Source organism: Vibrio tetraodonis, from assembly GCF_003350295.1.
Lineage (GTDB): Bacteria > Pseudomonadota > Gammaproteobacteria > Enterobacterales > Vibrionaceae > Vibrio > Vibrio tetraodonis.
Genome location: NZ_QLYY01000028.1, coordinates 21047 through 42035, shown reverse-complemented (window position 1 = coordinate 42035; position 20989 = coordinate 21047). Strand labels below are relative to the sequence as shown.

Genomic DNA, 20989 nt, shown 5'->3' with positions numbered 1-20989 from the left:
TTCTCTCCACTTAATGTACACTGTAATCATAAACCTTGGAGTCTACTCTAAGGTCAACTATTTTTTTCGTCGGTTAATAGACTCTCTTTCCGGCTAGCCACTTCATCAATCAATACTGCATCGTGAGTACAAAAAGGTTGAGAGTTAATACTTGTGATCGACGGGTCTTCTTCCTCCAATTCAAATCTATCACCTTGGGTCAAATCACTGATGTGTTTATGCAATACAATAAGTGCGAGAATACCAAAGACTACCGACCCAATTGCTTGTCCATACAGAACACCAAGCGCGCCAAACCAAGTAGACCCAAGGTATACAAAAGGTAAAGTGCCTAATGTCGCTTTCCCTAAATTTAATGCCGTCGAATAAAGCGGTTTACCAAGATTGTTGAACGAAGTGTTGGCCACAAACTGAGCGCCATTAAACACAAAACTAAACGCCACATATGTACAAAAAGCAGAAACAATAATGGCGGCATCGCCTTGTAAACTAAATCCGGTAATCACAAGTGATTGAGAAAAATAGAGAAGAGTACAAACCACCAGTGTATAAACTGTAGTGACAATTAAAGAGTTGATTAACGTATCCCTAACTCGATCCAACCGCTCGGCGCCAAAGTTTTGCCCAATAATTGGACCAACCGCGCCGGATAAGGCAAAGATTACTGCAAAGCAAACAGGAATAAGGCGCCCTATCACAGCATAGCCAGCAACAAAATCTTCCCCATATTTGGCAATTGATGTGGTTACGATCGCATTGCCAATGGGTGTCGCAATATTGGTAATAATCGCAGGAATAGATATGGTCAGTATCGCTTTGAGGCTACTTTTCCATGCTGACAGTGAGGGTAAGGCAACCAAATCATGATTACGAATAAGAGGGTAAAGCGAGAAGAAGAATACGGTAAACCGAGCAAAAACGGTTGCGACGGCAGCACCTTCAACATTCCAACCAAAGCCAAAAATAAAAATTGGGTCCAATACTGCATTAGTGATGCCTCCAGCTAGCGTTGCCCACATAGACCGCTTGGCATCTCCTGCGGCTCTAAGCCCTGCGCCCGCAGACATAGCAATGGCAATTAACGGCCCACTTGGTAGCAATATTTGTAGGTAAGCTTGCGCACGCTCCGCCACATACCCCTTAGCACCAATGGCAGCGAGAAGTTCGGGAATGAATACATACATCAAAGTGCTAACAACACAGCTGATAGTAAAGGCGGTAAGCATAATGCTACTACTGAGCCTTCTAGCATGGTCACGCTGCTTGGCACCAATTGCTTTGGAAACCAAAGCCCCCATGGCTATCGAAGTGCCAATCGAGATGGATGTAGAGAAAAAGACCAGTGTACCAGCGAATCCTACCGCAGCGGCTAACTCAACCTGACCCAACATACTAATGAAGAGCATATCAAGTAAATCAACCACAAATAATGCCATGAGGCCAACAGACCCTGCCCCTGACATCACCAATATATGGCGCATGGTCGAGCCTTCAACAAACTTCGCGCTCTGATTCTCCATGTTAAGTCTCAACTCCCACTTTTACTCAACAAAAAAGAGGCGCCCAACAGCGCCTCTTTTTGCTATTTACTTTTATTACTATACCGGATGTTTAAAGCAGTCGTCTAGATTCTTAGCAACTGCACGCAATACATCACGACGAGTAATGATTCCAACCAACTTTCCACTATCGATAACTGGGTATACCTTAGGCTTACCAGATTTCATCATGTCCGCTAGTTCAATTATCGATGTCTCTGGCCCGACAGAAAGCACTTGTGAGTGCATACAATCGGAGACAATATGTGTGTCTTGGCAGTAGTAACTCACTTTGACTAACTTATCGAGTAAATCATGACCTGAGAGAAAACCGATAACCTGATCTCTTTCATCAATGACTGGGCCACCAAGATAACTCGATTTCAACATCTTTTCTAAAGCCGCACTTAATGACATTTCAGGGGTAAACTTAACTGCCTGTAACGTCATATAATCTTTCACTTTCAATGACTCCATTTGCGTCTCCTTAGCGTGCAAATCTCATTTTCTATAGTGTAATTGTTGTCTAATTTCTTGATTTTACTAAATTGAAATCAACAATTTTTCCAATAGCTCAGGTCTATCACGCAAAAAGCTCTACTGGCTTTATGAAAATGTAAGCTTACTTTACTGGCTTTGAAACTTATTCGCCCTTAGGTGTACTCCTAACCCTTTTAAAAGCTTCGATTTTAAATCCAAACCAGAATCAGCCTTCGATTTAAACTCCAAATCCTTCCAACGGCCAGTATGTGCTTCCCACCAAGGCGCCGTTTGTTGCTCTAGATAACTTTCTAAACAAGCTTGTGCTTGCTTAAACTTATCCTCATTGTCTTCGTCTTGCTTAAACGCTCTCATGGTAGCGAAGAATTCACCCTGTTGCTCTTCTAGGTTTCTCTTCTCTGTTTGTGGTGCCCTATCAATTAACTCTTTGAAGAAAAATTTCACTTCCTCTTTCATTGGATGCTCACTTGAACCAAGTTTTGCAAACATCTTCTTGTACTCAGCTTTGTTATCTGTGAAAAACTGCTTCCACTCTGCATTGTCGGTGTTTAATTTAGCATCACGATATAAACGATTGAAACGCACCATGGTAAAAGTCAAATCATCACTGGCAATTTTTTCGCTTACTACCGTCGTTTTACTCTTATTGACCCCAACATTAGCCCCTGCATGAGCGCCTACCGCTACCGTGCCAGACCCGCCGACATTAACATTCGCTGATAACGTTTTGGTGGTACGAGAAAACTGTTTGCGCCAACCCTTCTCACCTTTGTAGTCTTCTGCTTTGCTGTAATCGGGCTTAAATGACCGGCTAGTGTATGAAAATGAAAACCCACCACCAATATCAGGAGCGATATCCAGATCTCCCGGTAACTCAATTCCCTGCTCAGCTATCGCTTGTTGTAGTGTGGCTACATTAATCAAACCTTGGAGTGAGCTGGCTACTGAACCTGTAAATACCACATCAATATATCGACCCTCACGAATTCTACTGGGGTGGATACGCTGGCGCTCTACGATATCCAACTGGCCTGAAATTGGACCTGCATTAATTGAGAAGCTCGAGCGAGTATCTGCAACCTGCAAATAAATTTCTTGCTCAAAAGTTGCAATTTTGTCTAAGCGTGACTTTGAATAGTCAATTGATGGATTTTGTACCAGAACGCCCGTTTGACCAATCAAGTTTGACAACTCTTGTTCTCTGTTTGGATTGATCCCAGAAACAAGGTGCTTGTTTGGCATGATGGTACTGGCAAAAAGTGCATGAGATGCGGAAGCAAACTGCAAAAACTGATGTCGACCAATTGCTCCCCAACGATTCTCAATTTGATGCTTTTGGTTTCTTAGCGCTTTTAACTCTGATTTGTTAGCACTGCCAGATGATTTAAAGTAATCGTATTTTTGCACCACCTCACAGTACTCATTCATGTCCCTTTTCAGCAGGTTTAACCCTCCAATTGCAGCTTTAGGATCCTTGTCATTATTACTCATTAGTATTTGCCTAGCGTGATGAGTAAAATTATCTGGTAATTCATCGAGCTTAGCTTTATTTTTGAGTACAACATCGGCAAGCTGGTTGGGTACAAACTCATAAATATCCGTAGTACTTTTCGAGCGATTGGCGCCAAACCCACCACCAAAGTTGACATCCAGACTACCAACATTGAATGTAGTGCCAGCATTAACTGATAGCCCAACATCACCCGCTTTAGTGGTGTAAAAACCCATTAGTGGTTTGGTCCTCTCTGGGGCAGGAGCATTAACACTTGCATTGATCTTCAAAGCAGATTTTAGTAGTTCATTAAGCCGGTGCTGGCTATTAGCCGCGAGTTGTTTTTGTTTCTTCAGTGCCTTGGTTTTTTTGGCGTCAGGGCCATTTTGCGCAATATAGTCTTTTGAGTTGTTCCACTCTTTAAAATAAGTCAGACTACCTTGACCCGACGCTTTTGCTTGTGCCTTCAATCCAACGTTATCCGACAAGCTCGCCTGCACTCCGGCTTTGAGTCCAGAGCTTACACTATGACTGATTTCCTCAAAGACTAGGCCTTCATCATCGGCATTAAAACGTGTCTCTGTTGATATACCTAGTGAAACATCCGCAAAAGGCCCCACCTTAGCGTCAGTACCCGGAACAGCCAATAAACTTGCTCCTGCGTTGACACCGACACTGTATGTTGTTGCTTTCCCTGCTCCAGGCTTTCCTAACTCAAGATACTCGCCTAGCTGCTTAGCTTGCAGTTTTTCATGCTTCATTTGCATCCAATCACACTTAGTATGCTGAGCAAGAATCGCACATAGTTCCTTTAACTCACCTTTAGGTAATTGCTTACTCAACTTCTTAAATGCCACGTGGATTTGCTTGGTATCTTGATAAGATAAATGACCACCTGGCTCTGAATATTCCTCGAGTACAGGTTCAAGCTGAGTGTTCAACACATCTATAGCTTTATGATATTGCTTGTTATTTTCGTCCAATTCATCTTTGATCTTTGAATGAATCATTTTGACATCATCAGCGATGACTCGACGCTCTGGCGTTCCACCTTTATCTGAGCTGCTCAATTTCACCTTGGGTGGTGGCGGGGTTACAGCAGCAGGCGCACTATTTGAGCGAGCTAGACGAATTCGCGTACTCGGCTTACTCTCTTGTAAATCAGAACTCGCGACTTGATGAAGGTTCTTTTCACTTTTACTAAAGAATGAGAAGCCTCTTAGTTGGCTTACTTTTTTTATATTTCTTCCCATTTCGTGACATTCATTTTTTGACTTCAATGCATTGGAAGAATTGATGCTCTCACTTCTATTTGGGGTAAAAACTGCGCTTGCTCTCATGGTAATACAACCCTCTCGCTTCAGGTTACAAAACACTCACTAGTCAAAAATAAAAACTTCTTATATCAATGCAATAGTCAAGTGCCGTGAAATGACATGCTGTTCATACAACCACATAATGAATAAAAATGCACTTTAGTATGTTAACAAGCTGTTTCAAGTGTTAAGCCGAGCCGTATTTCATAAGTTTTCCAAGGTTTTCATAAACAAAATATCAATATTTTTGATAATAATATCTATAAAAACCCTTTTTTTAGTTAATCAGAACAACATAAGATAAATAAGATCTATCATTAGGAGTAGCTATTTACAGCTTCTTGAATTGAATCAGTTAATTTTACTTGTCAAAAAAATATTTACGGGAATTTAGTGGTAAATAAAGCATTAAAAACACTTAACATAATATAAAGCCTTGTTATGCAATTTCTAAACGCAGAAAGGTGAAGGTAAGAGATATGGAAGAATAACACCAAATTAGTCGACAAGTATTATTTCTGTTATCAGGTCCAAAAACACACCAAAGAAGCAAAACTAAGAACAATTTGCCTTTGCATCACGAGCAGCCAGCCAACTACTAAACAAAGAAACACAAAAAGGGACACAGTAAGTTAACAGGGCTTTGACCCAGTTCAACCCACTATCTCCCACAAATGCATCATATTGGTTAATAAGATTAAGCAGCGTACCCACTACTATAGCTATCATTACAGCCCGTTTAATCGTCTGTTTGTTCATATAAACCCCCAGAGACAAAAGTATGTGAACGGCGGGCTCTAGTGGTTTGACTTCCAACGCTGCGCAGCAAGCTGGTCAGAATTGCGCGATTCAACCCACCGAGTCGCTCCATCTATACGTTCCTTTTTCCAGAAAGGAGCCTTGGTTTTAAGATAGTCCATTATAAATTCACAGGCTTCAAAAGCTGCACCTCGGTGAGCGCTTGATACACCCACAAATACGATTTGGTCACCAACATCAAGATCGCCCACACGGTGAATCACTCGAACACCAGATAGCGACCACCTTTGAGTCGCTTGGTCGCAAATTTCCATCAAGGCTTTTTCCGTCATTCCTGGATAGTGCTCCAAAGACAAACCTGTCACACTGTCACCAAGGTTCATGTCTCTAACCTTCCCCACAAATGTCACAACAGCACCTACTGCACTGTTGTCGGCTAGCTTTTCATATTCATAACCTACTGCGAAGTCTTCAGTTTGTACAGAAACGCTATTCACTGGATTTACCCTCCCGTCACTGGTGGGAAAAAAGCCACTTCATCCCCATCAGCGAGGGGATGATTCAAAGACACAATCGATTGGTTAACAGCCGCGAGGAGTTTGCTGGCATCCAAAGCCAAGTCCCACTTCCCCTCCCGGGTAGCAAGACTAGCGCGCAACGCTTCCACTGTATCAAAACAAGCTTCCACATCTAAGGTTTCAACACCCACTAATTCTCGAGTTTGAGCAAAGAATAAAACTTTAATCATACGCTTGCCCTAAAATGACCAGATTTGCCACCCGTTTTTTCCAGTAAACGAACCTGTTCAATGACAATGTCTTTTTGTACCGCTTTGCACATGTCGTAGATAGTCAGTGCTGCAACAGAAGCTGCTGTCAAAGCCTCCATTTCAACTCCTGTTTTGCCAGCTAATTTACACACGGACTCAATACGCAATTTACTTTCTGATGGCACAACTTCAATGTGTACCTCGACCTTAGACAACAGCAATGGATGGCAAAGCGGGATCAAGTCCCAGGTTCGTTTAGCTGCTTGAATTCCAGCAATGCGAGCAGTAGCCATTACATCACCCTTGTGATGCTGCCCAGAAGTGATGAGCTCTATCGTTTCTGGTAGCATTTGCACTAGAGCCTCTGCACGAGCCTCTCTCACTGTTGACACCTTCTCTGAAACATCCACCATGTTGGCTTCACCTGAAGCATTAATGTGAGTTAATTGACTCATAAGGCTACTCACCCTCCAATATGCGGCATAAAGTTACATGGGCGATGTGTGGTATCTAATTGAGGCTCAATGATCTTGGTCCACCCAGTACGACAAGCTCCCGTTGAACCTGGCAATGCAAAAATAACCGTATGATTAGCAAACCCACCTACAGCGCGTGACTGAATCGTCGATGTGCCGATTTCCTGATAAGACACATGACGAAATAACTCACCGAAACCTTCAACCTGTTTATCAAACAGCGGGATCAGAGCTTCTGGAGTACTGTCTCGTGACGTAAAGCCAGTTCCCCCCGTGACCATGACAACTTGTACTTTAGGATCTGCAATCCACTGTGAAACAATGGCTCGAATTGTGTATTTATCGTCAATAACAATCTGTTTATCTACGATAGTGTGTCCTGCTTGAGTGGCACTTTCGACAAGATAAGATCCCGATGTATCATTATCTTCGGTACGAGTATCCGATACCGTCAAAACCGCAATATTGGCGGGTTGAAAACTTTTTTCTGCATGCCCCATTTGTTCACCTATGTTAGTTAAATTTTTATCTTATAGCCGTAACTTGGCCTTTAATTAAATGAAATCAAAACTTACAAAGTCTGCTGTTAGCCACCGATCGACGCAAGATGAGGCGTCATACCTGGATTACCGTCATGAAGAAAGTGACTCACCGCTTTAGTTTGTAATTGGCCTTGAATACGATCGATTAAGGCTTGCTGTTGAGAGTCTTGCCGCAATAAATCGCGCAGTTCAATACCTTGTTCTCCAAACAAGCATAAATGAAGTTTCCCTTTTGCTGATACTCTCAAACGATTGCAACTTACGCAGAAATCTCGTTCATACGGCATGATCAAACCGACTTCCCCCAGATAATCAGGATGAAAGTAGACTTGCGCTGGGCCATCGTGGGATTGTCTTTGTTTGAGCAGCCATCCTTCAGCTATTAGCTGATTGCGAATCGACACACCTGACACATGCTGACTTTGAAATAGTTGATCCATTTCCCCGGTTTGCATCAGCTCAATAAAGCGTAATTGAATAGGCCTGTCTTTGATCCAACACAAAAACTGCGGCAGCGCTCGTGAGTTCAAATCTTTAAGTAAGACCACATTAACTTTCACTTGCTCAAAACCGACTTCAAACGCTCGCTCTATACCGGACATGACTTCAAAGAATCTATTCTCACCTGTGATCTGGTGGAACCTACGTGGATCCAAACTATCCACACTCACATTAATATGGGTTAAGCCAGCATCTTTCCACCTGTGAATCTGCTTTTTCATACGGTAACCATTGGTCGTCATCGCTACCTTAGTTATTCCGTGTGTTTGAGCCACAGTATGAACAATTTCAGCAAAATCTTTGCGTAAAGTCGGCTCTCCTCCCGTGATCCTCACTTTGGAGGTACCACAATTAGCAAAAGCACTAACCACACGCTGGAGCTCGGGGAGCGTTAAAAAAGAATTGCTTTTCCCTGAAGGTTTGTAGCCATCAGGAAGGCAGTACTGACATTTGAAGTTACAAACATCAGTAACCGAGAGGCGCAAATAATAAAATTTGCGCTGAAACTTATCTTCAAATTGTTGCGCCATTGAACACCTTTCCAAATACGGGAGGCCTAGCCATTTCTTGCTATGCCCTGGTGACACCACGTCACTGGCTTAGCACGCATATTCTTGAAGAACTTAGCCTGATAAGCTCGGAGTTATGGCAACTGCTTTTCGTTAGCGACAAAAACAGTAGCTAGCAGTAAAATACTCAATATTGGCCTATCTTGCTACCTTAAAAAGAGAAAAACACAGCGGAGCAGGAAAAACCATGGCATTGAGTACTTTGGGCTAATCTATTAATCTAAGTTATAGATGAATATGAAAAAATAAGAACACATTGAATGACTTTGTATAAACAAAAGAAGGTGGTTGCAATTGGAGGCGGTCACGGCTTAGGGCGTATGCTCTCTGCTCTTAAGGACTTTGGTGAAAATGCGACCGGTATCGTTGCCACAACAGATAATGGAGGCTCAACGGGCCGAATTCGCCACTGTCAAGGAGGGATCGCTTGGGGAGATACTCGCAACTGTATCAATCAGCTTATTACTTCTCCTTCGATTAGCTCTATGATGTTTGAATATCGCTTCAAAGGTTCAGGGGAGCTCGACGGCCACAATCTAGGTAACTTAATGCTCACAGCCCTAGATAATCTTTCTGTTCGTCCTCTAGACGCGATTAATCTGATCCGAAATATGCTCAAGGTGGACATCAATATTATTCCCATGACGGAACACCCTTGTGATCTCAAAGCTCTCGCTGAAAATGGTCATTGGGTAACGGGAGAAACAAGCGTTGATGAAATGCCGGATAAACTGGTTCGTTTAGAACTCTCTCCTCAAGTTCCTGCGACCAGTGAAGGTGTACTTGCTATCGAGCAAGCCGATGCGATTATTCTTGGGCCGGGAAGCTTTTTAACCAGTATCATGGCTCCCTTACTTTTACCGGAAGTTGGTAGAGCAATAGAAGATAACTCAAACGCGAAGCTTGTTTTTATTGAGAATATGTCTGCCGAGCGTGGGCCTGCAGGAAACATGGTCTTGAAAGAGAAGCTAGAGTGGTGTGAAAGATCTTGTCGCGGGCGTAAAATTGATATCGTTGTTGGCGAAGAGGAACATCCAGAGCTCACTGATTGGCAGTGTCTAACAACCTCTCTCGCGTCACCAAACAGAGAATGGCGACACGATAGAGGTAAGCTTCAATCCGTTATAGAGTCATTACTTAGCAAGTAATGTTTGGTAACGCTGCTGCGTTTGTGTCAGTAGCGTTATCATTGCCTCCTGCGTTTCTGCTACGTCAATCACTTCACCAAGTTTAGCCTTGGCATCAATTTCTATGGCAAGTGCACACAAAGATTCGGCCCCAAAGCTTGCAGCACTGCTTTTCAATGCGTGGCAAATCTCTTTCAGATAGGATTCCTGATCTCGGCCCTCGTCCTTTAAAGCTTCGATATATTGAGCCATTTCATTGAGAAATATATCAAGCAATATAGGTACATTGCTGGCACCGATTTCACTCGATAATTGATCAAGTTTGTGTTTATTGAGTAGTTCCATTGGACTATTGCGTTTCCTTTGCTGCGTTCCAGTTCTGAAGTTTACGATAAATCGTTGATGGACTGACGTCCAGATAGCCAGCTGCTTTCGGAATATTTCCGTCACATGCGTCAATAGCTTGTTCTATCGCCTTTTTCTCTGTCATCCAAAGAGGGAATATATCGTTAACCGTGAGCTCACCTTTTTCTTGCCAATCAACCCTAATGTGGTTATCGGTCGGTACATTGAGTGGAGGTGGCAACATATCTATCGAAATATGTTCACCGTTATTGAGCACGACCACATTTCGTAATACGTTTTGCAACTGACGAACATTGCCCGGCCATTCGTATTGTGCGAAACGATTGACAACTTCAGGCGTCAGCCTAACAAAGTCTTTACCTTCCTCCTTAGACATAAAACCGAGCAAAGAATACGCAATTTCTATCACATCATCACCACGATCCCTCAATGGAGGTAGATGCAGCGGGATGACGTACAGTCGATAATACAAATCCTCTCTAAAGCGCCCTTCTTGAACTTCTTTCCATGGATCACGGTTTGTTGCACAAACAAAGCGCACATCGACACTCTTCATTTTTGAAGAACCTACTTTTTGAAAGGTTCCAGTTTGAATAAAGCGTAGGAGTTTAGTTTGTAAATCAAGATCCATCTCACACAGCTCATCGAGAAACAGTGTTCCACCATCAGCAAGTTCCGCAGCGCCTTGCCTGTCAGTCGCAGCCCCTGTGAAGGCACCTTTGACATGACCAAATAACTCACTTTCGATTAAATCTTTCGGGATTGCAGCACAGTTAATTGCAATAAAGGGCTTATCCCCACGTTTGCTTGCCGCATGAATGGCTTCAGCACATACCTCTTTACCCGTTCCACTCTCACCAGTAATAAAAATACTGGCTTTACTCGAGGCTGCGGAATCTATCGTTCGATACACCGCCTGCATGGTCTGACTACTACCAATAAAGCCTTGATAGTTTTGATTTCCGGGGTTATCGGCGGCATTCCTTAGTTTGCTCGCTTTACGAATCGCATTGTTGACGGTGACACGCAGCCTGTCCGCTTCACAAGGCTTGATCAAAAAGTCCTGAGCGCCATGACGCATAGCCTCCACGGCAGTATCGATTGAACCGTGAGCAGTCATAAAAATAACCGGAATATCGGCATTTTTCTGTTTAACCGCGTGTAAGACATTCATCCCTGTCATATCAGGGAGCCTCAAGTCGAGTAAGATGAGATCAGGTGTACGAAAACTAATACTCTCAATCGCGTCTCGACCCGTGCCCACAATATTAATATCGATGCCAAGAGGCGCGAGGTAAGAGCGATATAGTGCAGCGACTGAAGCAGTATCCTCGACCATCAACAAATATTTAGACTTTTGTGTGTCAGTATTTTGATGCATAACCTAGCCAGATTCTTCTTTGCAAATTGTATAAATAATTGCATTGCGCTTTGCATTATGCAAATTTAATACGTAAAAAAAATATAAAACCTTAAAATACAGATGGTTATAAGTTGGCATGTTTAATGCTTTTATCATACCGACCCTAAGGGTCACCTAGCCAACTGACGTTGTTAGTGAACAAAGTATTCACAAGAATAGCCAATAGACACTTTCTACTGGCTTTTTTTTTGCCTCGAGATTTATTGCCTTATGAAAGATAATCTCAAAAACTCTTTCTAAGCTCATAAAATCTCAAACAATATATCATCTCATCACGCTTTGATACATTAGCTATTGGCAATGAACTGCTGGCGGAGTACTTCTATTTCATCACGTTTTTGCGCCGCGAATTCAAATTCTAAATCCTGAGCATGTTGATACATTTGTGACTCTAGCTTTGCAATCTCTTTTTCAATTTCCTGTGGAGTCATAGCCTCATATGACTGTGGCGATTCCGCAACTTGAGACAAGGGAACAGGCTTCGCCGCACGCTGTTTTTTGCTCTTGGTGATATCACCGAGTTCCATAATATCTTTAACATTACGTCTAAGTGCCTGAGGTTCTATGCCCATTTCATCATTATAGGCTTGTTGTTTCTCCCTACGACGATTCGTCTCATCAATTGCCTTACGCATTGACTTGGTAACACTATCAGCATAGAGAATCGCTTTACCATGAATATTACGTGCAGCTCTTCCTATGGTCTGAATAAGGGAACGTTCAGAGCGTAAAAAACCTTCTTTATCTGCATCCAAAATCGCCACTAAAGACACTTCTGGCATATCGAGTCCCTCTCTGAGCAGGTTAATACCCACCAACACATCAAACTCACCTAAGCGCAAATCTCTGATGATCTCTACCCTCTCAACGGTATCTATGTCCGAATGCAGATAGCGAACCTTTACATCGTGCTCAGTTAAGTACTCGGTTAAATCTTCTGCCATTCGTTTGGTCAATGTGGTCACTAACACCCTTTCATCTTTCGCAGCACGGATATGGATCTCAGAGAGTAAGTCATCAACTTGGGTAGACACTGGCCTTACTTCCAACTCAGGATCTAACAACCCTGTGGGTCGAACCACTTGATCGGCAATTTCACCATCTGATTTCTCCAACTCATAGTTGCCTGGGGTTGCTGAGACAAATATGGTTTGCGGGGCCAAGGACTCAAATTCTTCAAATTTAAGAGGGCGATTATCTAGAGCAGAAGGCAACCGGAAGCCAAACTCCACCAAAGTTTCTTTACGCGACCTATCTCCTTTGAACATGGCGCCTATCTGCGGAACCGTCACGTGAGATTCATCGATAACCAGAAGTCCATCGTGTGGCAGATAATCAAATAAAGTCGGCGGTGGTTCCCCCTCATTTCGTCCGCTCAGGTATCTGGAGTAGTTTTCGATTCCCGAACAAAAACCCAACTCCATCATCATCTCAACATCAAATAGGGTCCGCTGAGAGATACGCTGCTCTTCAAGCAACTTATTATTGTCGAGTAAGTATTTCTTTCTCTTTTCCAGCTCAACTTTTATATTTTCAATCGCATCAAGAATTTTATCCCTAGGCGTCACATAGTGAGTTTTTGGGTAGATAGTAAAACGCGGAAGATCCCGTTGTTTTACTGCGCCGGTTAAAGGGTCAAAAACGCTAATACAATCAATCTCATCATCAAACATCTCGATACGTACTGCATCTTGGTCTGATTCTGCGGGAAACACATCGATGACTTCCCCACGCACCCTAAATTGTCCACGCTCAAATGCGACATCGTTTCGACTGTATTGTAACTCTGCCAAACGGCGTAAAATATCGCGTTGATCAATGATGTCGCCACGACGCAAATGCAACATCATCTGCAAATAAGATTGGGGATCACCAAGGCCATATATGGCTGAGACAGACGCGACAATAATCGCATCTTTTCGCTCGAGTAGCGCTTTAGTCGCCGATAAACGCATTTGCTCAATATGAGCATTGACAGACGCATCTTTTTCAATAAACGTGTCCGTTGTGGGTACATAAGCTTCAGGCTGATAATAATCGTAGTAAGAGACAAAGTACTCAACAGCATTATTTGGAAAGAATGCCTTCATCTCACCATACAACTGCGCAGCTAACGTTTTATTCGGCGCGAGTAAAATTGCGGGGCGTTGAGCCTTAGCAATCAAATTGGCCAAGGTAAAAGTTTTCCCTGATCCTGTTACTCCCAAAAGGGTTTGGTGTGCGAGGCCCGAATCTAGCCCTTCATACAACTGCGCGATCGCCGTAGGCTGATCACCCGAGGGTTGGTAATCCGAGATCAACTCAAAAACTTTACTCATCTATACCTCTATCCAATCTGAAGATATGTCCCGTCTATTTTGTCTGTATATATGTACAGATACAATAGTTTAGAAAAGTTTTTCTAACTGATCTTATGGCGACCTATCACTCAAAAATACGAGAAAACTCATTTTATATATAGATAGTTGTGTCCTGCAATGCATGCCCACAGAACACCCTAAAAAAGAGTCACATGTTATCCACATTATTTTCAATGTTTAAAAATCACCCATTCGGATAAATTTTAACTTGTTTACGAAAAAAACATCATTAATCTTACCAATCATCCCACTGGGTAAGGGCTCATAGACCATTATGTTGTATTTATGTTTAGACAAAAATACCTACTCTAAAAGTGGATTTTGATTTCTTCATAATAATCAACATGGTTATCCACAATTTTGGTGGATAACTGAATTGAGCCATTGAGCCAAAAGGCCTAGTAAAAAGTAAAGTACTTTTTACTAAAAAAAATCTTTAGTTAATCCTATTTTCTTGTTGACACCTATCAGACGGATCGCTAATATTCACGGCGCTTTAGAGCAATTCCCCCTTAGTTCAGTTGGTAGAACGGCGGACTGTTAATCCGTATGTCGCAGGTTCGAGTCCCGCAGGGGGAGCCACATTCAGAAAAGACGCCTTTTGGCGTCTTTTTTCGTTTTATCCTATACACAATGTCCTGCTAGTAATTAGCTTCATCCACATCGTGCGAATATCCATTATTGCAACCGACATTCAGTCACAGCGATAAATTCAATAGATATAAAACGCATAATAGTAGAATAAAACATTCCGCCTAGGTACTTTCTACCTCTGTAACCCATCTTAAGTTCCTCTCAATCCACTACGTCGTTTTTCTAAACCGCTCAAGTGCAATCCTATCCCAGAATGTGCGCCGAATTTTTCTAAAAACGCTCGTTACATTTGAGAGCACCGCATTGAAACTAAGTAAAAAACACTTTTTAACCAACAACATAAAATGACAAAACAAACAAAAATGTAAAAAATCATGCTTGAGGTTTTTTCTGCGTGATTCCGTGTAATTCCTTTCTGTTTTTAGACTCAAGGCTCTAACTTAGTCACCACTTTCACCGCTGCGTGAAACAAACATTGATAACAAGATCGATATCGATAACACCATCGATACCGACATTACAACAGAGTTAGCTACTTGTTAGCTTTAGATACTTAGGAAAACCATTATGCAAAACAAAACAGTAAAACTTTTCGCTTTAGGTGCAATAGCAGCAGCAACGACATTTGGTGCAAGTGCAGAAAATACCTATGACTACTTTGTCGGTTTTGATGCGGGTACACGAGTAAGTGGGAAGCTTCATGTAACTGAAGACAACAGCTCTTTTGATGAGTCTGGCGACCTCAAGTCTGAGCCAATTGTTGGCTTTAGCGGAGGCATGATTATTAATAATCATCACCGTGTAAAACTAGGCTTAGTATATGACGACTTCAAATTTGATGACGCCGATGAGGGTGTAGATCGCATGACCACAACTGTAAGCTACGATTACATGCTGCCAATCGCTAACAAACTTAGCTGGACAGTTGGTGGACATATGGGCTACGAGTTTTTTGAAAGCGATGCAGACGATCTAAACAATTTTACATACGGTGTTCAAACAGGCCTAGATTACCAATTAACACAGAAGTGGAGCCTAGGAACAGAAGTCTCTTATACTGCACACGAAGAAGTTGAGTATGGAAGCGTTAATAGCCAAATCGAAGACGACGTGACGATTATGGCTAACGTTCAATACCACTTCTAATTGAACCTAAACACTGTCCTTATCGCTCCCGGCTTTAGCCGGGAGTTTTTTACCTCAACACAGAATCACGGCTGCGAGTTAGCATCACCGAACTTCTTGGCCCCTCGAGCATGACGATATCTTCATCCTGATAAACCAGCACATTACTAGATTTACCCGATAAGAAAAGAGAGGTATAACTGACCGCATGGTAACCATCGACCACTTTTGATGTTTGAATAGGCTCAGTTGAATACGAGAGCTCAAAAGCGCCGTCCTTAGCTTGTGTTACCTCACCATTGACCGCAAATAATGCCACACCTTCAAGCCCATCCCCTTCCACGGAAATGGTCGATTCAATACGCTCACGATCAAGGTTGACCTCTAGTCTCTCTCTCCACTGACCATTGGTGGTAGAATATCCATGAATACGCGCTACATAACGCCCTTCAATCAACAGTTGCTGACTACTAAAATACAAAGAGCTGGCGTACACAAGCAGTGAGGCAATAAAAATCCCTATCCAGACTTTAAGGCTTTTCATTGATTAACTCCTGGGCTAATTGGGGAAACATTGCCTGTTCGACTAAGTAGGTTTCGCTTCGATGAGATGCCTTGTTATGTACCGAGATATGGTAACGGCCAGTATCTTTGTTGCGACCAAAGAAGAAAAGACAGTCACATTTGGATGACTTTATCGCTTCTAATACTGGTTCAGGGATCTCAGTTCCATGCTTGCGAAGCACTTTCTTGCCATCAAGATTAACTATTTCGTAATTAGGATTGAGATAGGAAACTAGACGAGTGTTTGTCACCTTAGTAAATTCAAGTGCGGACGCGCTAAGCAAGACAGCACTGGCTAAGCCCAGCATTAAATTGGCCCATGTAGTGGGTTGCCATTTGTTACTTTTAGGCTCAGGATGTGACTTATTTTCTGCTTCTACCACCCGTTCAGCACAATTGCACGATAGCATATAGCCAACACCCACCACAGTTTTTAATTCAACAGAGTTGGAAATAGCAATCACCAAGCGGATCTTCTGAATCGATTTTTGCAAGGAAGAGTCTGTCACTATGGTGTCAGGCCAACCCGCCGACTTAAGCGCTTCTTTTCCCAATACCTGATTGGCATTGTCTAACAATGTTTTCAGTAATAAACATTCGTTGTAGTTAAGAGAACGACTATGGTGCGTGGTACTCACCGTCATTTTTTCTACGTCAAATATCAAATCATCACATGTATACTGGCTAGTCACGTCTGTCCTTGTTTCTATGCAAACATGGTCTCAAGTTATCCTCCCACAAAGCACTTCTACATCCATCTTGGTTAATCTGAACTGCTGATTATGGGTCGCCTATCATAAAGAGACAGGTAAATTATCTAAACTCAAGACCTTATATATGACAGTAAAATAACATTGCTTAAAGCTTAGCGCAGGTTAATATAAGTAAACTTATCAAAAAGTAAAAAACCGTGTTATCTGCACACGGTTTTTTCCATTTCTGTTGTTATTGCCATTAGGCGTATTTTTCAGCTGCTTTTGACGGTTTTGCTGGTAAGGGTTTGTCACGTTTTTTCACGCTATCTAAGGGCACAACTTCTTCCGTTTTGATGTTTTTTGAGCTGCCCAAGAACACACCGCCTTTTTCAATCGTAAACTCAGTGGCAGACACTTCTCCTTCTATGTAGCCATGCTCAAGTATTTGTAAACTTTTAGAATACACTTTACCCACAAAGCGGCCGTTAACAATTAAACAATCACAACGAATGGCACCTTCCACCAAGCCAGATGTACTTATGGTAACGCACTTATCTGTCTCTATATTACCCTTGACTTGACCATCTATCTGGATGTGACAAGTAAGCTTGAGTTGTCCTTCGATAAAGGTGCCCTCTGCGATGACAGTCTGAGAGCCGTGGCCATTTGATTCTCTATTCTGTTTACTAAGTAATCCCATTGTACATCCTCATTTGATTCAAACATTGCATCAAAGTTATTCATTTCCCACTTGGTAAAAGGCAAAGGATCTAAAGAGCGCCCAACCAAACGAATTTCATAGTGAAGGTGATAGCCCGTCGATAACCCTGAGTTCCCCGTTAAACCGATTAGTTGGCCCTTTTTTACATAGTCGCCACGCTTGACCTTAAAGGTACTTAAATGCGAATACGAAGAGGTAAAACCAAAAGAATGAGCGACACGGAGAAAATTTCCCGAGCCTTTGTTACTCTTTCTGACCACTTCAATTACGCCATCCGCAGGCGCATAAATTGGCGTACTAACATTGACCGCATAATCAATGCCATGATGCATTGCTTTTTTCTTGGATACAGGGTGAAGGCGATATCCATACTGCGATGAAAGATAGCCTGTTTTAACTGGCGGCCCATTGGGTATCAATTGCATCATTTGGTGACGGACTGCAATGGTCAGCGCGACACTGTCTACTCTGTCTCTAAGGTTGAAAGAGTTATCAGATAAGGCTAGCGCAGATTCAATCTCGCTCAGTTTGCCGGCCACATAGCTAAGGTCTTGCTGCTTTAATTGCAAATTAATCTCAAGCTCATCTTGAGATGCGTAAGAGCGACTGAGTGCATTTTCCAAAGATTGCGTCTTATGAATCAAGCGTGTTTTCTCTTGGTTTGATTCAGATACATCGTCTACAAGTAGCGAAATTGCAGTCACCAAGCCCGCAATAAGCATACCCAAAAGTACAAGGCCACATTTAACAGCAACCATTGCCCGTCGAGGAAAATAGAAAAAGCGCGTTCCTTGGGGACTTGGAACCATGACTATAAAATGAGTAGGCTGCATAACATCCTCTATCGCAACATACCGCCACTGGGTTTTATCATCTTCGATTGATTTGCCACTCTATCAATACTGCGCAATAGAAAAAGTGGATTGTTTAGAAATCTGAATGTGTATTCCAGAGGCTCAAACACTATTTAATCTCGAATAAGGAAGTGCCGCCTTTCCATAGTCTAAAACTCAAGAACTTTTCGGGCAGCAAGATTGTTTACCATTTCTTCAAGGATCAACTCTTCTTTTTTCTGCTCAACGACTCTTTGCTCACGTTGCCAGTCTTCTAACTTGGCCTCAAGACCTTTAACTTTGCAGTGTTTTGCCTCCAGTAAACCTTTTAATGAGTGGTATTGAGCATGCATGAGTTGAAGTTCGTGTTGCTGATGGTCGATCATCTTGCTTAACATCCCTTCCACTCGACATTGATTGAGTAACATTTCCCGATGAAAAACGGCATGAGTTACCCCTTGGGAACGAGTTTGCGTCTTCAAGTCTTGCAACTGCTCTATCTGCAAAAATGCTTGGTCGGTTTGCTGGCGAAGTGTCTCAAGTTGCACTGACATAAGATCGCGCTGCTTCTGCGTTAATACGCAAAATTTATTTATTGCCCTTTGTTTAGATTGCATTCCATTGCCCTAAGATGATTGAAAAATCTGCCCCAACTCTACCAAGCTATCGGTAAAACCAGCCGAAGAATCATAGTTTTGCTTTAGGTAGGCAGTGAGTCTTGGCTGCAAAGCCACATAGCTATCTAACTTAAGGTCCTGACCTGGCTGATAGCCGCCCAGTGGAATCAAATCTTTTACTTCAAGATAGCCTGAATAGGCTTGTCTAAACTCACTCGCTAACGCTGAATGCTCCTTGGCAACACATGACGCCATGCATCGGCTGATGGAAGCCCCGATATCAATTGCAGGGTAATGCCCTTGCTCTGCTAGTTTTCGTGATAAGACGACATGGCCATCTAAGATCGCTCGCGCTGAATCTACCACAGGATCTTGTTGATCATCCCCCGCAGCTAGAATGGTATAAATAGCCGTCAAACTGCCCGTTGGGTTTTCTCCATTCCCAGAGCGTTCAAGCAACTGAGGTAAAGCGTTAAAAACAGAGGGTGGATAGCCTCGAGTCGCCGGAGGCTCACCCAATGACAAAGCAATCTCTCGCTGCGCCATCGCATAGCGGGTGAGAGAATCCATCATTAACAGCACATCCTTACCCTTGTCCCGATAATATTCGGCAACTCGGTGGCATAATAACGTCGCTCTTAGTCGCATTAGCGGTGAGTCATCTGCTGGAGCCGCAACAACAATGGCTTTACGGCGAGCATCTATACTCAGGTTTGTCTCAATAAACTCTCGCACTTCACGCCCGCGCTCACCAATTAAACCAACCACGACAACATCGGCTTCGGTATTTTTGGCCATCATCCCGAGCAGCATACTTTTGCCAACACCACTGCCCGCCATTAGACCAACCCTTTGACCTTTACCTACCGTGAGTAATCCATTGATCGCTCGAACGCCTATATCTAAAGGAGAATCAACAGGCCGGCGTTTGAGCGGATTAATCACCTTAGGCTCTAACGAAACCCGATCGCCACCACGAAGCTCCGGGCCATCATCTAGTGCCTCGCCAAGGCCATTAACCACACGACCGAGCCAGTGATCTCCTAACTCGACAGTACTGTCGCCATCCAAAGGGATGACTTTGGCCCCAGCGAATAAGCCACCAAGACGGCGTATCGGCATTAAAAAAGCAATTGTGTGGTCAAAACCAACTACCTGAGCTTCTATCATATCGCCATCGGATGTTTCCACTAGGCAACGCTGCTCAAGTTTGAAGCGACAACCTACTGCTTGCAGCATGTTGCCCGTTGCCTTTACCAGTCTGCCCGTCACTCTCGCAACAGGAATAGAGTCAAGTGACGCAATCGCTTCATTCGTGCGTTCAAAGAGTAATTCAAATGCTTGTGTGTTAGTCATCAGCCTCATCGCTTACTTGAGTCACTTCATCAAGCAAATGCTGCTTTACATTATCCATACAAGCTTGCAGCCTTGAGTCACAACTTGCATCTGCTTCTGCCTCTTCAGTCACTAAATGACATCCCCCTGGTTGCAAATCGGGATTTGCCACCAATTTCCACTCTTTAGCAAGTTCTGAATTAATATCTTCAAGTCGCTCTAAATCTTGTGGATTAAGATGAACCGTGACCTTTTCTGTCTTGCCTGGCATTGCCTCCAGAGTTTCATCCACTAAGGCTAAAATCTGCTGTGGCATGAGCGTTAGCTCGGCGCGAATCACCTGCTGAGCAACTTTTTGCACCAAATCACAAATCACATGCCTTTGCTGCTGTTCTCGCTCCGCTTGCCAGTGCGAAAGTGACTGGTATATGGCATTCACAGGCTTAGTAGCCTCAACAAATGCTTGCTTTCCCGACTGTTCACCGGAGATAAAACCTTGCTGAAACCCTTCTTTTTGACCTTCAAGTAAACCCTGCTGCTGCCCTTGGGTTAATCCCTGACGAAGTCCTTCTTCGTGCCCTTGCTCTAGACCTGTTTGAAAACCCTCTTGCAGCTTTTGCTGCAACTCGGCTTGAGGATCTTGCCATTGGTCGTCAAGAGCAAAGCTATCATCGACCTCTACTGGTTTAGCCAACGGTGGGAAACGGTGAATGCGGTAGTCGGTCGTCGGTACATCAAAAAATTCAGATTTGGTTAGTGACATGGC

General features: G+C 43.1%; 21 protein-coding genes, 1 tRNA gene and 1 riboswitch. Of the genes, 3 read left to right on the top strand and 19 right to left on the bottom strand.

Features of this window, described 5'->3' with window-relative positions; genetic code table 11:
• Positions 1-53: 53 nt before the first annotated feature.
• The 9 genes from DPF90_RS19225 to moaA all read right to left on the bottom strand — a co-directional run bounded on the left by DPF90_RS19225 (position 54) and on the right by moaA (position 8424).
• A complete protein-coding gene (locus tag DPF90_RS19225; RefSeq protein WP_114787921.1) occupies positions 54-1520 on the bottom strand; it encodes an MATE family efflux transporter in 1467 nt (488 codons plus the stop codon).
• Positions 1521-1598: 78 nt separating this feature from the next.
• Positions 1599-2015 (bottom strand): CBS domain-containing protein, encoded by a 417-nt coding sequence (locus DPF90_RS19220; protein ID WP_114787920.1) that lies wholly within the window; start codon positions 2013-2015, stop codon positions 1599-1601.
• A 150-nt stretch (positions 2016-2165) separates the two neighbouring features.
• A complete protein-coding gene (locus DPF90_RS19215; protein WP_162814066.1) occupies positions 2166-4871 on the bottom strand; it encodes a hypothetical protein in 2706 nt (901 codons plus the stop codon).
• A gap of 531 nt (positions 4872-5402) precedes the next feature.
• Positions 5403-5606 (bottom strand): nitrate/nitrite transporter NrtS, encoded by a 204-nt coding sequence (nrtS, locus tag DPF90_RS19210; protein WP_114787918.1) that lies wholly within the window; start codon positions 5604-5606, stop codon positions 5403-5405.
• A 38-nt stretch (positions 5607-5644) separates the two neighbouring features.
• Positions 5645-6103, bottom strand: a complete 459-nt coding sequence (moaE, locus tag DPF90_RS19205) for a molybdopterin synthase catalytic subunit MoaE (RefSeq protein WP_114787917.1) — start codon at positions 6101-6103, stop codon at positions 5645-5647.
• A gap of 5 nt (positions 6104-6108) precedes the next feature.
• On the bottom strand, positions 6109-6354 hold the full coding sequence (moaD, locus tag DPF90_RS19200) for a molybdopterin synthase sulfur carrier subunit (RefSeq protein ID WP_114787916.1): 246 nt from the start codon (positions 6352-6354) through the stop codon (positions 6109-6111).
• On the bottom strand, positions 6351-6830 hold the full coding sequence (gene moaC / locus DPF90_RS19195; RefSeq protein WP_114787915.1) for a cyclic pyranopterin monophosphate synthase MoaC: 480 nt from the start codon (positions 6828-6830) through the stop codon (positions 6351-6353). Before moaC ends, moaD begins: the two co-directional genes overlap by 4 nt.
• Before the next feature lie 8 nt (positions 6831-6838).
• A complete protein-coding gene (moaB, locus tag DPF90_RS19190; RefSeq protein WP_114787914.1) occupies positions 6839-7351 on the bottom strand; it encodes a molybdenum cofactor biosynthesis protein B in 513 nt (170 codons plus the stop codon).
• Between the two features lie 86 nt (positions 7352-7437).
• Positions 7438-8424: a GTP 3',8-cyclase MoaA gene (gene moaA, locus DPF90_RS19185; RefSeq protein ID WP_114787913.1), complete on the bottom strand. Its 987-nt coding sequence runs from the start codon at positions 8422-8424 to the stop codon at positions 7438-7440.
• A riboswitch (molybdenum cofactor riboswitch) is annotated at positions 8413-8549 on the bottom strand. It overlaps the preceding gene by 12 nt.
• A gap of 174 nt (positions 8550-8723) precedes the next feature.
• Between moaA and yvcK the strand changes: the two genes are divergently transcribed.
• Entirely contained in the window at positions 8724-9611 is an 888-nt protein-coding gene (gene yvcK, locus DPF90_RS19180) for a uridine diphosphate-N-acetylglucosamine-binding protein YvcK (protein ID WP_114787912.1), read from the top strand.
• Here the strand turns inward: yvcK and luxU are convergent.
• The 3 genes from luxU to uvrB all read right to left on the bottom strand — a co-directional run bounded on the left by luxU (position 9597) and on the right by uvrB (position 13697).
• Positions 9597-9935, bottom strand: a complete 339-nt coding sequence (gene luxU, locus DPF90_RS19175; RefSeq protein ID WP_114787911.1) for a quorum-sensing phosphorelay protein LuxU — start codon at positions 9933-9935, stop codon at positions 9597-9599. The two genes, yvcK and luxU, sit on opposite strands and share 15 nt — an antisense overlap.
• Before the next feature lie 4 nt (positions 9936-9939).
• Positions 9940-11337, bottom strand: coding sequence for a quorum-sensing sigma-54 dependent transcriptional regulator LuxO (gene luxO, locus DPF90_RS19170; protein WP_114787910.1), 1398 nt, complete (start codon positions 11335-11337; stop codon positions 9940-9942).
• A gap of 329 nt (positions 11338-11666) precedes the next feature.
• Positions 11667-13697, bottom strand: coding sequence for an excinuclease ABC subunit UvrB (gene uvrB / locus DPF90_RS19165; RefSeq protein ID WP_114787909.1), 2031 nt, complete (start codon positions 13695-13697; stop codon positions 11667-11669).
• A 548-nt stretch (positions 13698-14245) separates the two neighbouring features.
• Here uvrB and DPF90_RS19160 point away from each other — a divergent pair.
• Both DPF90_RS19160 and DPF90_RS19155 read left to right on the top strand, forming a co-directional pair.
• A tRNA-Asn gene (locus DPF90_RS19160) sits at positions 14246-14321 on the top strand.
• A gap of 579 nt (positions 14322-14900) precedes the next feature.
• On the top strand, positions 14901-15479 hold the full coding sequence (locus DPF90_RS19155; protein ID WP_114787908.1) for an outer membrane beta-barrel protein: 579 nt from the start codon (positions 14901-14903) through the stop codon (positions 15477-15479).
• Between the two features lie 49 nt (positions 15480-15528).
• Here DPF90_RS19155 and DPF90_RS19150 read toward each other — a convergent pair whose 3' ends face one another.
• The 7 genes from DPF90_RS19150 to fliH form a co-directional block, all read right to left on the bottom strand.
• Positions 15529-16002: a hypothetical protein gene (locus DPF90_RS19150; RefSeq protein WP_114787907.1), complete on the bottom strand. Its 474-nt coding sequence runs from the start codon at positions 16000-16002 to the stop codon at positions 15529-15531.
• Positions 15989-16714, bottom strand: coding sequence for a winged helix-turn-helix domain-containing protein (locus tag DPF90_RS19145; protein WP_114787906.1), 726 nt, complete (start codon positions 16712-16714; stop codon positions 15989-15991). Before DPF90_RS19145 ends, DPF90_RS19150 begins: the two co-directional genes overlap by 14 nt.
• A 262-nt stretch (positions 16715-16976) precedes the next feature.
• The gene (locus DPF90_RS19140; protein WP_114787905.1) at positions 16977-17417 is read right to left on the bottom strand and encodes a bactofilin family protein; all 441 of its coding nucleotides are present in this window, start codon (positions 17415-17417) and stop codon (positions 16977-16979) included.
• Entirely contained in the window at positions 17303-18271 is a 969-nt protein-coding gene (locus tag DPF90_RS19135; RefSeq protein WP_114787904.1) for a M23 family metallopeptidase, read from the bottom strand. The genes DPF90_RS19140 and DPF90_RS19135 overlap by 115 nt, the downstream gene beginning before the upstream one ends.
• 170 nt (positions 18272-18441) lie before the next feature.
• Positions 18442-18888 (bottom strand): flagellar export protein FliJ, encoded by a 447-nt coding sequence (locus DPF90_RS19130; protein WP_114787903.1) that lies wholly within the window; start codon positions 18886-18888, stop codon positions 18442-18444.
• Between the two features lie 9 nt (positions 18889-18897).
• Positions 18898-20244, bottom strand: coding sequence for a FliI/YscN family ATPase (locus tag DPF90_RS19125; protein WP_114787902.1), 1347 nt, complete (start codon positions 20242-20244; stop codon positions 18898-18900).
• Positions 20237-20986: a flagellar assembly protein FliH gene (fliH, locus tag DPF90_RS19120; RefSeq protein ID WP_114787901.1), complete on the bottom strand. Its 750-nt coding sequence runs from the start codon at positions 20984-20986 to the stop codon at positions 20237-20239. Before fliH ends, DPF90_RS19125 begins: the two co-directional genes overlap by 8 nt.
• Positions 20987-20989 lie beyond the last annotated feature (3 nt).

Bases quoted from the DNA above. Each gene is read 5' to 3' on its own strand.
- nrtS (WP_114787918.1), bottom strand. From the start codon at position 5,606: ATGAACAAACAGACGATTAAACGGGCTGTAATGATAGCTATAGTAGTG.
- DPF90_RS19140 (WP_114787905.1), bottom strand. From the start codon at position 17,417: ATGGGATTACTTAGTAAACAGAATAGAGAATCAAATGGCCACGGCTCT.
- moaD (WP_114787916.1), bottom strand. From the start codon at position 6,354: ATGATTAAAGTTTTATTCTTTGCTCAAACTCGAGAATTAGTGGGTGTT.
- luxU (WP_114787911.1), bottom strand. From the start codon at position 9,935: ATGGAACTACTCAATAAACACAAACTTGATCAATTATCGAGTGAAATC.
- DPF90_RS19215 (WP_162814066.1), bottom strand. From the start codon at position 4,871: ATGAGAGCAAGCGCAGTTTTTACCCCAAATAGAAGTGAGAGCATCAAT.
- uvrB (WP_114787909.1), bottom strand. From the start codon at position 13,697: ATGAGTAAAGTTTTTGAGTTGATCTCGGATTACCAACCCTCGGGTGAT.
- moaC (WP_114787915.1), bottom strand. From the start codon at position 6,830: ATGAGTCAATTAACTCACATTAATGCTTCAGGTGAAGCCAACATGGTG.
- DPF90_RS19125 (WP_114787902.1), bottom strand. From the start codon at position 20,244: ATGACTAACACACAAGCATTTGAATTACTCTTTGAACGCACGAATGAA.
- DPF90_RS19225 (WP_114787921.1), bottom strand. From the start codon at position 1,520: ATGGAGAATCAGAGCGCGAAGTTTGTTGAAGGCTCGACCATGCGCCAT.
- moaA (WP_114787913.1), bottom strand. From the start codon at position 8,424: ATGGCGCAACAATTTGAAGATAAGTTTCAGCGCAAATTTTATTATTTG.
- DPF90_RS19130 (WP_114787903.1), bottom strand. From the start codon at position 18,888: ATGCAATCTAAACAAAGGGCAATAAATAAATTTTGCGTATTAACGCAG.
- DPF90_RS19220 (WP_114787920.1), bottom strand. From the start codon at position 2,015: ATGGAGTCATTGAAAGTGAAAGATTATATGACGTTACAGGCAGTTAAG.
- luxO (WP_114787910.1), bottom strand. From the start codon at position 11,337: ATGCATCAAAATACTGACACACAAAAGTCTAAATATTTGTTGATGGTC.
- DPF90_RS19155 (WP_114787908.1), top strand. From the start codon at position 14,901: ATGCAAAACAAAACAGTAAAACTTTTCGCTTTAGGTGCAATAGCAGCA.
- fliH (WP_114787901.1), bottom strand. From the start codon at position 20,986: ATGTCACTAACCAAATCTGAATTTTTTGATGTACCGACGACCGACTAC.
- DPF90_RS19150 (WP_114787907.1), bottom strand. From the start codon at position 16,002: ATGAAAAGCCTTAAAGTCTGGATAGGGATTTTTATTGCCTCACTGCTT.
- yvcK (WP_114787912.1), top strand. From the start codon at position 8,724: ATGACTTTGTATAAACAAAAGAAGGTGGTTGCAATTGGAGGCGGTCAC.
- DPF90_RS19135 (WP_114787904.1), bottom strand. From the start codon at position 18,271: ATGCAGCCTACTCATTTTATAGTCATGGTTCCAAGTCCCCAAGGAACG.
- moaB (WP_114787914.1), bottom strand. From the start codon at position 7,351: ATGGGGCATGCAGAAAAAAGTTTTCAACCCGCCAATATTGCGGTTTTG.